This window comes from Roseburia intestinalis L1-82 (assembly GCF_900537995.1).
GTDB classification, from domain to species: domain Bacteria; phylum Bacillota; class Clostridia; order Lachnospirales; family Lachnospiraceae; genus Roseburia; species Roseburia intestinalis.
On the sequence record NZ_LR027880.1, the window covers coordinates 3,434,663 to 3,448,495 of the forward strand.

16 protein-coding genes are annotated in these 13,833 nt (G+C 42.0%); 1 reads left to right on the forward strand and 15 read right to left on the reverse strand.

Features of this window, described 5'->3' with window-relative positions:
* Positions 1 to 26: 26 nt before the first annotated feature.
* The 14 genes from RIL182_RS16115 to RIL182_RS16175 form a co-directional block, all read right to left on the reverse strand.
* On the reverse strand, positions 27 to 866 hold the full coding sequence (locus RIL182_RS16115; RefSeq protein WP_006855842.1) for a hypothetical protein: 840 nt from the start codon (positions 864 to 866) through the stop codon (positions 27 to 29).
* Between the two features lie 3 nt (positions 867 to 869).
* Entirely contained in the window at positions 870 to 1,439 is a 570-nt protein-coding gene (locus RIL182_RS16120; RefSeq protein ID WP_006855843.1) for an RNA polymerase sigma factor, read from the reverse strand.
* A gap of 48 nt (positions 1,440 to 1,487) precedes the next feature.
* Positions 1,488 to 2,792, reverse strand: a complete 1,305-nt coding sequence (locus tag RIL182_RS16125; RefSeq protein ID WP_242655471.1) for a serpin family protein — start codon at positions 2,790 to 2,792, stop codon at positions 1,488 to 1,490.
* Positions 2,793 to 3,159: 367 nt separating this feature from the next.
* Positions 3,160 to 3,597, reverse strand: a complete 438-nt coding sequence (locus tag RIL182_RS16130; protein WP_006855845.1) for a hypothetical protein — start codon at positions 3,595 to 3,597, stop codon at positions 3,160 to 3,162.
* 100 nt (positions 3,598 to 3,697) lie between these two features.
* A complete protein-coding gene (locus RIL182_RS21995; RefSeq protein ID WP_006855846.1) occupies positions 3,698 to 3,829 on the reverse strand; it encodes a hypothetical protein in 132 nt (43 codons plus the stop codon).
* Entirely contained in the window at positions 3,826 to 4,530 is a 705-nt protein-coding gene (locus RIL182_RS16135; RefSeq protein ID WP_006855847.1) for a polysaccharide deacetylase family protein, read from the reverse strand. Before RIL182_RS16135 ends, RIL182_RS21995 begins: the two co-directional genes overlap by 4 nt.
* On the reverse strand, positions 4,514 to 4,744 hold the full coding sequence (locus tag RIL182_RS16140) for a hypothetical protein (protein WP_167535096.1): 231 nt from the start codon (positions 4,742 to 4,744) through the stop codon (positions 4,514 to 4,516). Before RIL182_RS16140 ends, RIL182_RS16135 begins: the two co-directional genes overlap by 17 nt.
* Before the next feature lie 27 nt (positions 4,745 to 4,771).
* Positions 4,772 to 5,977, reverse strand: coding sequence for an ABC transporter permease (locus RIL182_RS16145; protein ID WP_006855849.1), 1,206 nt, complete (start codon positions 5,975 to 5,977; stop codon positions 4,772 to 4,774).
* On the reverse strand, positions 5,974 to 6,750 hold the full coding sequence (locus tag RIL182_RS16150) for an ABC transporter ATP-binding protein (RefSeq protein ID WP_022112481.1): 777 nt from the start codon (positions 6,748 to 6,750) through the stop codon (positions 5,974 to 5,976). The genes RIL182_RS16145 and RIL182_RS16150 overlap by 4 nt, the downstream gene beginning before the upstream one ends.
* A 66-nt stretch (positions 6,751 to 6,816) precedes the next feature.
* Positions 6,817 to 7,458: a DUF4190 domain-containing protein gene (locus RIL182_RS16155; protein ID WP_006855851.1), complete on the reverse strand. Its 642-nt coding sequence runs from the start codon at positions 7,456 to 7,458 to the stop codon at positions 6,817 to 6,819.
* A gap of 14 nt (positions 7,459 to 7,472) precedes the next feature.
* Positions 7,473 to 8,486, reverse strand: coding sequence for a glycosyltransferase family 2 protein (locus RIL182_RS16160; RefSeq protein WP_006855852.1), 1,014 nt, complete (start codon positions 8,484 to 8,486; stop codon positions 7,473 to 7,475).
* Positions 8,487 to 8,501: 15 nt separating this feature from the next.
* A complete protein-coding gene (glf, locus tag RIL182_RS16165) occupies positions 8,502 to 9,665 on the reverse strand; it encodes a UDP-galactopyranose mutase (protein ID WP_055194038.1) in 1,164 nt (387 codons plus the stop codon).
* A gap of 386 nt (positions 9,666 to 10,051) precedes the next feature.
* Positions 10,052 to 11,239, reverse strand: a complete 1,188-nt coding sequence (locus RIL182_RS16170) for an A/G-specific adenine glycosylase (protein WP_006855855.1) — start codon at positions 11,237 to 11,239, stop codon at positions 10,052 to 10,054.
* A 69-nt stretch (positions 11,240 to 11,308) separates the two neighbouring features.
* A complete protein-coding gene (locus RIL182_RS16175; protein WP_006855856.1) occupies positions 11,309 to 12,487 on the reverse strand; it encodes a pyridoxal phosphate-dependent aminotransferase in 1,179 nt (392 codons plus the stop codon).
* Positions 12,488 to 12,666: 179 nt separating this feature from the next.
* Between RIL182_RS16175 and RIL182_RS16180 the strand changes: the two genes are divergently transcribed.
* Positions 12,667 to 13,470, forward strand: coding sequence for an enoyl-CoA hydratase-related protein (locus tag RIL182_RS16180; protein ID WP_006855857.1), 804 nt, complete (start codon positions 12,667 to 12,669; stop codon positions 13,468 to 13,470).
* 200 nt (positions 13,471 to 13,670) lie between these two features.
* Here RIL182_RS16180 and RIL182_RS21380 read toward each other — a convergent pair whose 3' ends face one another.
* A complete protein-coding gene (locus RIL182_RS21380; protein WP_006855858.1) occupies positions 13,671 to 13,832 on the reverse strand; it encodes a hypothetical protein in 162 nt (53 codons plus the stop codon).
* Position 13,833: the final 1 nt, after the last annotated feature.

Sequence of the window (13,833 nt, forward strand, 5' to 3'; positions counted from 1 at the left end):
AATCTTCTGTTTCATAACATATCTGTCTATTCCGTCAGTTCTCCTATCACTGTGATAAATCTTTGCTCTGTAAGACCGGAACTTTCTATGGTAAATATAACTCCATCTTTTTCAAAAACAGCGACATAACTATACCCGCCAGTCTGCCCGATCGGATAACATCCCGCTGTGACCGTAATCCCATGCACCAGAGACGTGGCTAAATGTGTATCTGTAAATCTTGTCACGATCCCGGATTCCGTTGTACGAACTCCGATTTTCAATGTACGTTCTCCACTTTCATCCGAATAGATCAGACTATTATTATCATCCACTGCTTCTCCTGCTTTATCATATCCAACATGATAAACACCATCCGACAGAATGAATCCATCCGGAATGGAAGTCGGACAGATCTTTGTTCCAAAATATTCTTCCAGCCCTGCTGCATCATAAGAAACAATCTGATACGGTTCTGCTACATCATAGGCTATACTTTCCATTTCGCGAATCTCATTAAAGATCAGACCGGTATCCTCTTCTGCTTTTTCCACCCCTGCCTCATCCGCTGATCCGGCTGCTGTACTTCCATACATACCATCATAATCATTGAAAACCGTATCCACAGAGTTATTTTTGTTTCCTGAATATCCATTCCTGATCCTTCCATAAAACATTCCTGCACCGATGATCAGCACAAATGCTGTCATACACATCGCCGCCGAAATAGTGATATGCGCAGGCTGTTCCTTCTCTAAAGGGATTTTTTCTCTTATAACATAAAACATCCGCTTCATCCGTGATTTTGATTTTATCTCAACTTCCGCATCTGAAACATACTTTGGATCAATATGCCCGAATGCATCAATCAGATCATCTGCTTTCACTGCTCACACCTCGATTCCTTCCTGAGCAAGACATTTCCGTAAACTTTCCCTTGAACGCATCAGAGACGATTTTACCTTGCTCTCACTGACGGAGAATCTCTTTGCGATTTCAGCTATACTGTCAAAATACCAGTACCTCCGCACAAAGATCCTGCGGTTTTCTGTCTTCATCCCAGCCAGAAAACGGTTAATCATCTCCGCAAGTTCCATATTTTCCACATGTAACTCCATATTTTCACCGGAAATACAGTCCTGCATCTCTTCATATATGTAAGAAATTTCACCCTCTCCACGCTTTTTCGAATGATTTTTCCGGTAGCGGTCTAAGGATAGATTTCTTGTAATCGCTCCTAAAAACGCCTGCAATATCCCCGGCCGCTCTGTCGGCATGGAATTCCACGCCCGGAACCATGTATCATTCATACACTCTTCACAATCACTTTCATTGTGCAGTACATTCTGTGCTATCTTGTGACAATATGCTCCGTATTTCTGCTGTGAGCATGTAATTGCCCTCTGATCTCTGACCCAGTATAACTCAATAATCTTTTCATCCTCTAAAAACTGCCCCACGATCCGAATTATATCCTCCTGTAATGTTTATCCTGTTCTGTTATGATTTTACAGAGCATCTGCCGCACCAATAAAAACAGGTATCCCATTCTCCCTGTCTATGATCGCATAGACAAATGGCCTGTCCAGCACAACATTTTCCACTGCCTCCAGACACCCCATTGTTTCCACTTCCACAACTGTTGCCGCCCCGGCCTTTGTACCAAGTTCATTCACTTCAATCTTTGTCCGGTGCAATACCCGGCTGATATACAGATTATCCCCATTTTTACAATTCCCCATCTGTGAAAAATCTGCTAATTTCTCATCAAATGCATCATGCATTCCCATTCTGTCTAAAACTTCCGCTAATTCTTTCTGCGTCTCCGCCTTAAACTTTGGCATACCTGTTTGCACTATTGTATCATTTGCCTGAGCAATTGTCTTTAGAAAAGTTTCTCCATTCATCTGACTGATATAATCTCTGATATCCATATTCTCATCCGGAAGCAGTGCAACAAAGTCAAAGCCTTCTTTATACGGCTTGATAAATCCAACGGCATGCTCTTCCTTCAGAAAAGAATATTCCTCCGAATACATCATTGATACTGTTGAATGATTACCATCAATATCATAAAAATCAGCATCATGCACCTGTTCCTTTTCATACGGGTCCTTCCACTCCCCCTCAAATGCCACTGCATTTACAAGATACATAATAGCATATGGCGGTATCTGATCCATGATATCTTTGATCATTCCATCCGTGCGCCGGTCGATCCAGCGATTGATATCCTTTGTCGTTTTTTTATCAAAAGCCGAGGCAAAGATATCTGCCTGATAAAATTCAGCGTTTAACTTCAGAAAATCATCTGCCGGTACAAAGTTCTCATCAGAATCTTTGTACCAGATAGAATTCGCTGTATATAAATGATTATTTTTTTCCTTTGGCATGGAACTTTGCAGACGCTGCAGCTCCCGATTGAGAAGATCAAGCGAGCAGTCTGCCGTACCGCAAAGTACACTCTCCATCTGTTCCAAAGTCTCGCCTGATGCTCCGTTTGCAGTCATGGCAAGCGCATTTATCACGGAATATGGTGATATCATTGTATTTTTTCCAGCTTCATAGCTATTTTGAAAAGCCTTTATTGCAAAATCAGCATAACTGTCCGCAAATATTTTGTCTGATTTTTCATCCGATGGCAGCATCTGAACATTATCTCCGGATTTTCCAGTATCTTCTTTCGTTACATTCAATTCCCTTGTCGATCCTGAAAGATGCATGCCTTCTACATTAGAACACGCAGCTGTCCCTGATAACAGAATACCAGCTGTTAAAAATAATGCTACTATCTTTTTTGCTCTTTTTTTCATCTTCTCTTCCTCCATTGTATCTGTTTCCTGTTGTTTCATTGCTCTTCTATAGAAAAAGACGCAAATGGGTAACTGCCCGTTGCGTCTTTTTCCAATTTTTTCCAGCATAGAATTTGCCTTACTATATTTTCCAGTCCCCATGTAACACATCGCTGTAAGACAATCTAATTCGTCATTTTCTACTGAAATCTTCTTTCTGATCTTTTCCAGCTCTTTCGGTCTCAACATCATTCGCGATAAGTATATCATATTTCACCAGTCGTTTTCCACATAACCGTAAAAAAGTAAAAAACCATATGATACATTTTCTATATGTATCACATGGCTTTACTTATTACTTTACTTATTACTTTACTTATTACTTTACTTATTGCTTTTCAACTGAAACAATTGTTCCCGAAAATGCATCCACTTCTGAAAGTTCCCCGGTATATGTTACTTTTACTTTATCTCCAACAGAAACATTTTCCAATCCCTGTGGTTTTGCATCAAAACTTAATTCATAGGAAGCACCACTATCATCTGTCACAATAAACATAAAATCTTTGATCTCGTCCACCGTTCCATTCAGTGTTTTCTCTTCGCCTGTTACCGCTTCAGCTGTATTTTCCGGTACAGATTCAGTCTGTATCTCTGTTTCAGCGTTACCCTCTGCACCAGCCTGCTGTTCTTTCTGCATATTATCCTCTGCCTGTACTTCCTGCTGCACTTCATTTCCGGAATCAGCACGATTCGTGCTTCCACATGCTGTAAATATGGACATACACATTACCGTTGCTAATACATAAATTGTTTTTTTTCTCATTCTGAATATCCTCCTGCGTGTTCTTATTACTTATCATTTGTAAGTTTCATTTATTTAGATAAAATAATAGTGAAAAAAGTTTCATAAAAAAAATTTTTTTTCACGTTTCCTCGTTCTGCAGGTTCATCCCAGTCCGTTCCGCTAAAATGAGAGGCATTCCAATGAAATGACGAATACTGACCTCTCCTGCCCGGAAAATAATAATTTGCTCCGCAGATGCATAATTTTTCACTCCATCAGAATCTCCTCCACCGTCACAAACGTATACCCCTCTTTTCCCAGTTCATCAATGATCGCAAATGCCGCTTTCACCGAAGATTCCGACGCATCGTGAAGCAGAATGATATCATTTTCCCCGACCTTGTCGATCACTCTTTTTGCGATCACCCCGGAATTGTCCGTCGCCCAGTCTTTCGGATCAACGTCCCACAGCACCTCGATCATTTTTGTCTCATAATCCAGATTACATTTCCAGCAGCCATACGGTGGTCTTATGTACTCCGGGTATTTCCCGGTGATATCATAGATAGCCGCGTTTGTCTTATCCACCTGCTCGATCGCCGCCGCATCGGAAAGGTTGCTTAAGTTGACATGTTCGTAAGAGTGTGTGCCGATCAGATGACCGCCGTCAGAGATGTCTTTTACAATCTCCGGATATTTTTCAACCTCTTTTCCCAGCAAAAAAAACGTGGCATTTACACCACGTTCTTTTAACCCCGTAAGAAGTTCTTCTGTATAATCCGGATTTGGGCCATCATCAAAAGTGATCGCCACCTTTTTTTCTGCGATATCTTCCAGTGCCGCAAAAGAAACGGTTTCTGCCGCCTTTCCATGATTTCCGCCCCACTGACAGACTGCTGCCGCGAAAATAACTGCGGCGATCAGAACATCTTTCGGATAACTATGTATTTTTTTATTATGAACCTCTCTCATAAATAAAAGCAATTTTTCTATCACAACGCCCCTGAACCGTTTGCTTTTCTCTTATTTGTAATATATGACTGGTGTTGTGGCTTTTATACATACTATTTTCTACCAAAAAGGCAGTTACCACTTCCTTGATAATCTCTATTCCTGCGCTGTTTTTTGCGCATCTCAAGTTTGTGCGTAAGCACAAATCTTGCGTGTGAAAAATCTTATTTTTCACACTAACTGCCCCATATCCTGTTCCCACTCAACTATACATAATCTTCTCGCTGTCAAAAATCTTTGCTAACCCGGCCGTCATAACCAGTGCATACAAAAGGTTTGCCACGATTGTTACCACAAAATTAACAGGCACAAGATCAAAGGAAAAAATTCCATTCATACACTGTACACTGTTATAAAACGGGATCAGATACCAGTAAACCTCCTTCGGCGCACCATCCCCGAACATCGTCGACACACCGATCAGCATGACGACGATCATCAGAGGCGAAACCATCGTTCCTGCCTCTTTGACGCTCTTTGCCAGGCCGGACATCAGGGAGATTGCACCGATAATTACCAGAACCGTACTTAAAATGACAAATAACAACAGTACATAATCCGTTCCACTGTAAACTGCAGCGCTCATCGCACCCGTCATACTGTCATCCTCAAGCGCCGCACCGCCCATCAGATTCGGAAGTGCCAGCATCGTGCCGATAAAGCTGGAAACTCCGCCCAAAAGTCCGATGACACTCAGACTTAAGACTTTTCCGACGGCAAGCTCGCTGCGTTTCATCGGTGTGACAAGCAGCGTTGCGATCGTTCCGCGCTCCTTTTCCCCGACGATGGATTCCGGGGCAACCGCCATACAGCCACTGAATAAAAATGACATCAAAAGCATCGGCAGAAGCATGGAAAAAAGCTGTGCAGAAGTATCTTTTTCCGTTGCAACATCATATTTCACACCTTCTTCGGCATTGATATCAAACTTATTTGCCAGAGAAGATTCATAATCATCAAAAACCTGATACATCTGATTGTAGATCGTCGACGATTCCGTCGAAACTGAATTATAGTACATGTTGATATCCGGTGCTGCCTGCGTGGTATCTAACGGATCATATGCAGCGACAGCCGCATCAAAATCCGACTGGAACACCATCAAAAGATCTGCTTCCTCCGCCTCGATCTTTTCTAAGACATCAGACTCTTTTTCTACTGTAATTTCCGTCACTTCCAGATCAGACTCTGTCTTTAAATAAGAAAACGCCTCCGGCAGATCCACCGTATAGATCTGATATACATAATCCTCCGAAGCGGCAAACTGCTTCATAATTCCCTGCCCCAGAAGCGTATACAAAATATAGATCATAAGCCCCGGCATTAAAATTGTGGTAAACACCAGTCTCTTATCTCCGAAAAAGCGGGCAAACTCTTTTTTCATGATTGCAATCATTTTTTTACTCATACTATCTCACCTGCCGTTTCCCGATAGATTTCAAAGAACTTATCCTCAAGTGGCATTTCCGCCGTCACATGGGAAAGCGTGTCACACAAAACCATTTTTCCGTTGATGATAATGCCGACACGGTCGCAGATCTTTTCGATCAGTGAAAAAATATGTGTTGATACAATGATCGTTTTTCCTTCTGCTTTCAATTCCTGCAGAAAATCGGTCACAACCTTCGCCGTGATAACATCAAGTCCGTTTGTCGGCTCATCAAAAATAATGATCTGCGGATCATGCACCAGTGAAATGATCAGGGATACTTTTTGTTTCATACCAGTGGAGAGATTTGCAACCTTCACTTCCGCAAACTCATCCACACCAAATTTCTGAAACAGGATACGTTTTCTCTCATCCCGCTCTGCCTGATCGACACCGTATAATTCTGAGAAAAAATCAAACAGATAGTTCGGAGTAAAAAATTCTTCCAGTTTTAATTCACTCGTCAGAAATCCGATCTTTTTCCGAACACCGTTCGGATCTGTCACAATACTGCTTCCGTCAATCAGAGCATCACCTTTATCCGGTTTGATCAGCGTTGCTAACATGCGAAGCGTTGTTGTCTTTCCCGCTCCATTGGGCCCTAATAATCCAAAAACTTCCCCCCTGTAAGTACAAAAGGAAAGATCATCCACCGCAACCTTAACTTTTTCCGTTGTCTTTTCTAATTTCTGCTGTTTTTTTGACAAGTGAAATGTCTTGGATAATCCACTGACTGTCAATAACTCTTCCATAACCCTCTCCATTAAAAATTTCTATATCATGATCGTGATCTACACTCGCTTCGCTCGGCAGTCTTATTATATCGTTCCGTCATCCATACTGTCTTCAATATCATCATAGATATCATCGTAAATATGATCATAGATGTCATTATAGCTGCTATAAGATCCAAGTCCTGTAAAAAAAATCAGGATATACAGAATAATCGATGCTGCAAAACCGATTCCACCTGTGATCAAACCAACGATCGCCATTCCTTTTTTGTTTCCTTTTACAAGCTGTATGATACCAAAAATAATCGCAAGAATACCGGTGATCCAGCTGATACAGGTACAGAACAGCAAAACCGTAATGATTCCAAGTACTAACGACGCAATACCAAAGCCTTCACTTTCTGACTTATTACTTCCATACCTGCCAGCCGGTTGTCCGTAATTATATTCTGTACTTCCGTTTGACTGTCCATAGTTATAACCTGCACTGTCATTTGACTGTCCGTAATTATAATTTGTATTGCCGTTTCCATATGACGTATTTGTATAATACGGATTGTCTGTCATAGTCTTTTCTGAATTTACACGCTCTTCATTTCCGGTCACAGTCTTCTCTAAATTTACACCTGCTGTACCATCAGTCGTACTTTTCTCCAGGCTGACAGGATTTCCCTGATTTACATTCGGCTCATCATTTCCATAATTCCAGTTATTTTCTTCACTCATACTCTCACTACCTCTTAATTAAATCCGACCACTTTCTGTGACAGTCGATATGCCGCAACCGAAATCTTTCTGCCTCCCTTGCCCGGCAGATTCATTGCATTTCCCATAATTCCGGCGCGCAGATGATGGAATAAACGGATGTCGTGATCCTTAATATATTTCCATAGTTCACGTTTTTTCAGAAGATTTTCCTCAGTGCCGGAGCGGATCAACATAATCGTGGAAATGACCGTGATGATTTCCAGATAATTAAACATGTAATGACGCAGTTTTCGGTTTGGAATCTTCCAGAGATCAAATTCATCTACCATAATCTTATTTACATTGATCTGCTGGTCGATACGGCTGATCATCACTTTCTCATTGACCGACTGATCTTCCCTGCCAATAAAGTAACGGTAAAAATCTACATCCATATAATACAGTGTTTTTACACTTGGTAATGGTTTGTACACATAAATATTATCCACATAAAATGTATGTTTCGGCAGCTCTAATCCACATTCACGCAGCAGTTTTGTACGATAAATCACAGAATGCATCAAAATGTACTGACCCTTTCTGAAACGTGACACATCATTCCAGGTAAAAATCTGATTTTGGGGCAGGTTCGTGTAGTGCATCACTTTTTTATGATGCGCACCTTCTTTTTCATATACATAATTGGCAATAAACATATCCAGGGTCTGATTGCCGCCGGTCAGCTCACGAAGTTTATCTAAAATCTTCTTATAAGCCTCCTCATCTACCCAGTCATCGCTGTCTACCACTTTAAAATAAAGTCCTGTCGCATTGCGGATTCCAGCATTGACAGCCTCTCCGTGTCCTCCATTTACCTGATGGATTGCACGGATGATTCCCGGATATTTCTTCTCATAGGCATCTGCTATGTCACCGGTGCTATCTTTTGACCCATCATCAATGATCAGGATCTCAACATCATCGCCACCCGGCAGCAGGGATTTGATACAGTTTTCCATGTAATCCTGTGAATTGTAACACGGGATCGCAAATGTCAGTAATTTCATATATGAATCCTCCGATTATCTTTTTGTATTTTCTGCCATGATCGCATCAGCAAGTTCCATCGCTTTTTTCGTCATCGCATCGATATTATAGTATTTGTATTCTGCCAGTCGTCCGAGCAGATAAAAATGTGGCAGTCCACCTGCAAGCGCATGATATTTTTCATAGAGTTCCTGGTTCTTTGGCTCTAATATCGCATAGTAAGGAATTTCTCCCTCCGCTCCTGTGTAGGCAAACGGATACTCTTTCACGATTGTGGTTCCGTCCGTGTTCTTTTGTCCGGTCAGATACTTAAACTCTGTGATTCTTGTAAAATCCTCACTGACCGTGTAATTGACCACGCTGTGTCCCTGATAAGATTCTTTCTCATAATGTTCAAAGTCAAATCTTAAGGAACGATATGGAAGCCTTCCAAACTGACAGTCAAACAACTCATCCAGTGCGCCCGTATAGATAACCTCTCCGTCAAACGGTGTTCCATCAAAATAAATCTGATTTTCTTCAAAACGCAATCTCTCTTTACAGTCAACACCTGTCTCAACCGTGATGTTCTCATGGTCTAACATGCGCTCAAACATCGGTGTGAAACCTTCCTTCGGCACTCCCTGATATTTGTCCTGAAAATAGCGGTTGTCATAAGAAACCAGCACCGGCACACGGCCTGTCACTTCCGGGCTGATATCCTCCGGTTTTTGTCCCCACTGCTTCATGGTATATTTTAAAAATACATTTTCGTACACAAACTGTGCGATCTCGCGGATGTCCGGATCTTCATTTTCCCGCAGTTTCATGATCGGCACGCGGCTTCCCTCTCCGTATGCAGCAATCAGTTTCTGCTCTAATGCATCTGCTTTTTCCTTTTCATATACCATATGAAGCGTATTTAAATTAAACGGAACCGGGATCAGACGATCCCCGACCTTTGCTACCACCTCATGTCCGAATGCATACCAGTCCGTAAATCTTGAGAGATACTGATATACTTCTTCTATTCCTGTATGAAAAATATGTGGTCCATAATTATGTATTAATATTCCATGTTCATCCGGCTCATCATAGCAGTTACCTCCGATATGACTGCGTCTCTCTAAAACCAGTACTTTCTTTCCTGCTTCCTCTGCAAGCTTTCTCGCACTGACAGCACCCGCAATTCCTGCGCCGATCACGATACAATCGTACATGTAATCCTCCTTGTTTTCCACTTTGTTTTACCATAGCCATTCTATTATACACATTTTCCTACCGCAAACCAATCAAATTTTTCTTTAGATATTCTTAATTTCTGCCAAAGTATGTAGTTGTTCATATTTTATTTACATAATTCTCACAAACAGGGCATACGGCGGTCACAATTCCCCGATATACTAAATTCAAAGTTAAGGCAACAAGTTAAAATTTTTCATAGAACTTTTTTTCATACCTGATGTAAGTCAGGTAGCCTTGCTTATCCGATAAGCAAGGTTCCTCCCAGCAAATAGTGAATTACTTCACTTTTCATACACACTCTTTTTCATAATGAATAGCCGGTGCTGTTGCACCGGCTCCCTCTTTTTATAAATATTTTCTTTTAAGCTTTCTTTTCATTTCCAAGAAGAATGTTCATATATTTCGCATACGCAGCAAAAGCGGACGGAATAGCATATTTTTCTTTTGCATCTTCTGCTTCCACAAATAATAATCCATCTGCACGATTTTTTTCACACTGCACCTGTGGATGCATTTCCGGCTCCTCTACACGGACTGCATAACCTGTCATGTGCCATTCGATATGGGAAAAAATATGTTTCGCCTCACCTAACGGCTGAATACGGATCGGTGCATACCCCATCTCTTTTACCATGGAAAGTACTTCCTCCTGTCCCATATTTCCTTCCACATTCGGAAGCTCATACAGTCCTGCCAAAAGTCCCTTTGCCGGTCTTTTCCGGATTGCAACCTTCTCATCATCCCTTAAAATCAGAACCGTTTTTTTCTCGATCTTTCGCGGTTTTGCCTTGCTCTTGACTGGTATCTGTCCGATCAGTTCCTGTTTTTTTGCCTCACAAAAATCCTTCCATGGACATTCGGTACAAAGCGGTGCACCGTTTGGCACACAGATCGTTGCTCCAAGTTCCATGAGTGCCTGGTTAAACGCACCGGCAAGATTCTGATGATATACCTTTGCCCTCAGATCATCTGCATCCTCCATCCATGGAAATACATTTTTTTCATTTCTGCCGTCTGCCCCATGCATCAATTTTTCTAATAATTTTTCCATCTCATTACGGAATGACTGTTTCATGATATCCGTATCATCCGCAGAAACGCGCGTTAAAACACGGAGCACATTTCCATCGACCGCCGGAACCGGGATTCCGTATGCGATAGATGCGACCGCTCCCGCTGTATAATGGCCGATCCCCTTTAGTTTCAACAGTTTCTCATAATCTGCCGGAAGTTGTCCACCATAATTTTCCACAACTTCCACAGCCGCTTTTTGCATGTTCCTGACACGGTTATAATAACCTAACCCCTCCCAAAGCTTTAAAAGTTCATCCTCCGGACACACTGCAAGTGCCTTTGCATCCGGCAGTGCCGTGGTAAACCGCTCAAAATACGGCTTTACCGCCTCCACTCTCGTCTGCTGGAGCATGATCTCCGAAACCCACACCCGGTATGGAGTCGGTTTCTCTCGCCATGGCAATACACGGGCATGATTTAAAAACCATTGCAATAATGGGGATACCAGTTGCTTTAAGTCGTAATCTTTTAACATGTATGTCTCAAACTTTCTTTGTTATATAGCAGCCTTCATGTCTGCGCTTATTTTTTTCAAACCAGTACCTTATTTGAGGTCAAACTGGCTGACAAATACTGCGATCTTCTCTAAACATTTCTTAATAATGTCTTTGGAATAAGCATAAGAGCAGCGGATGTAACCCTCTGCACAACTTCCAAATGCGTCTCCCGGAATGACTGCCACCTTCTGTTCCTGCAGCAGACGGTTACAAAATTCCATGCTGGTAAGTCCTGTTTTTTTGATCGACGGGAATACATAAAATGCACCTTCCGGTTCTGTCACATCCAGTCCCATATTCCGGAACCCGTCCACCATGATCTTTCGTCTCTCATCGTATTCTTTACGCATCACATCGATCTCTTCGTCACGAACCGGACTCGTCAGTGCTTCAAGCGCCGCCACCTGTGACGTTGTTCCTGCAGACATGGTCGTAAACTGATGGATCTTATTCATATGAAAAATAACTTCCGCAGGACCCGCTGCAATACCCATACGCCATCCGGTCATTGCAAATGCTTTTGAAAAACCATTTAATACCACACAACGCTCATACATATCCGGCAGCGCCGCAATAGATGCATGCTTTTTGCCATAGGTCAGCTCTGCATAAATCTCATCTGTAATCACAAAAATATCATGTGCGGTCACAACCTCACGGATTGCTTCTAAATCCTCTTTTTCCATGATCGCTCCGGTAGGGTTGTTGGGGAATGAGATCAGCAGTACTTTTGTTTTATCTGTAATTTTTTCTTCAAGTTCTTCCTTCGTCAGGCGGAATTTATTCTCTGCCTTTAACGGGATGGAAACCGGAATGCCGCCACACAATTCCACACACGGAATATAGGAAACATAGCAAGGTTCTACAACTAACACCTCATCCCCCGGATCCACCAGTGCACGAAGCGCCAGATCAATACCCTCACTTGCTCCCATCGTGATCAGGATCTCATTTTCCCTGTCATAATGAAGTCCAAACTTCTCTAAATACTCTGCAGCTGCCGCACGGAGTTCGACCGTACCGCGATTATCGGTATACTTTGTCTCACCTCTTTTGATTGAAGCAATCGCTGCCTCCCTGACATGTTCCGGTGTCGGAAAATCCGGCTCGCCGACACCAAGTGACAATGCTCCCTCCATCGTATTTGCAATATCAAAAAAGTCCTTGATCCCTGAATCCGGCATCTCCTTTACTACCTTAGATAAGTATGATTTGCTTGTGTCCATGGTTTTTCCTCTTTTCTGTGTCTTTGTCAAAATATCATACCACCTATCATAGCACTTTTTCTACCAAATTTATAGTGAATTTTTCCCATAATCTATTGACAAATTCAGGGAAAAGCTGTACGCTATTAATAACGTATATTGTTAATTTTTTATCAAACTATTCAGGAGGGTTCCAAACGATGAGCGATTTTAACAATTTAAAACTGGAAGTTGCTGAGGAGATTGCTGTTCTTACAATTTCAAGACCAGCAGCATTAAACGCATTAAACAGCGAGACATTAGACGAGTTAAACACAGCATTAACTGAGATCGAAGCAAGAGACGACATCAAAGTCGTAATCTTAACCGGCGGTCCTGACAAGAAAGGCAACGAATTCAAATCTTTCGTAGCAGGCGCTGATATTTCTGAGATGGTAAACTTTACCGCAGCTGAAGCAAGAGCTTTCGGTATGAGAGCTTCCGTACCATTCTTCAAATTAATGAACATGCGTCAGGTAACGATCGCAGCTGTTAATGGTTTTGCACTTGGCGGTGGATGTGAAATTTCCATGGCATGTGATATCCGTATCGCATCTGACAACGCTACTTTCGCACAGCCAGAGACAGGTCTTGGAATCATTCCTGGATTCGGCGGTACACAAAGACTTGCCCGTTTAGTAGGCATGGGACGCGCAAAAGAGATGATCTTTACCTGCGATTCCGTTGATGCAGCAGAAGCTTACCGCATCGGTCTTGTTAATAAAGTAGTTGCTCCGGAAGAGTTAATGAACACAGCAAAAGCTATGGCTAAGAAAATCATCTCCAAAGGAAGCTACGCTGTTTCCGTTGCAAAAGCAGCAATCAACAACGGTTATGATATGGACATCAAGAACGCTGTTGAGATGGAAGCAAACTTATTCGGCGTAACCTGCTCTACTCATGACAAAACAGAAGGTATGACTGCTTTCTTAGAGAGAAGAGCTGCTGATTTAACAGATTTCTAAAAAAACATATCAAAAAAAAACGGGCTGATAATTCAGTCCGTTTTTTTGATATACTCATATTCCAAATTTAATGTGCAGGTAATCTCTGATTACCTCTACGCATTTTTCACGCCCCCATCAAAACCGACACCACCGGCATCGTCACCACAGCAAGAATTGCCGTAAGCGCAACTCCTCTTGCCGCCAGATCATAATTTCCATCATATTGCTGTCATACTGCCGACAGGCGTTGCGAGCATGACCATACACACGCCTAAAATCATCGGATCATCAACAAACTGCTTTATGATCCATGTGCCTGCAATCAAAAAAAGCGTCAGAACCCTCTTAGTTCCAACGCCTTTGTCAATAATTTTTATCATT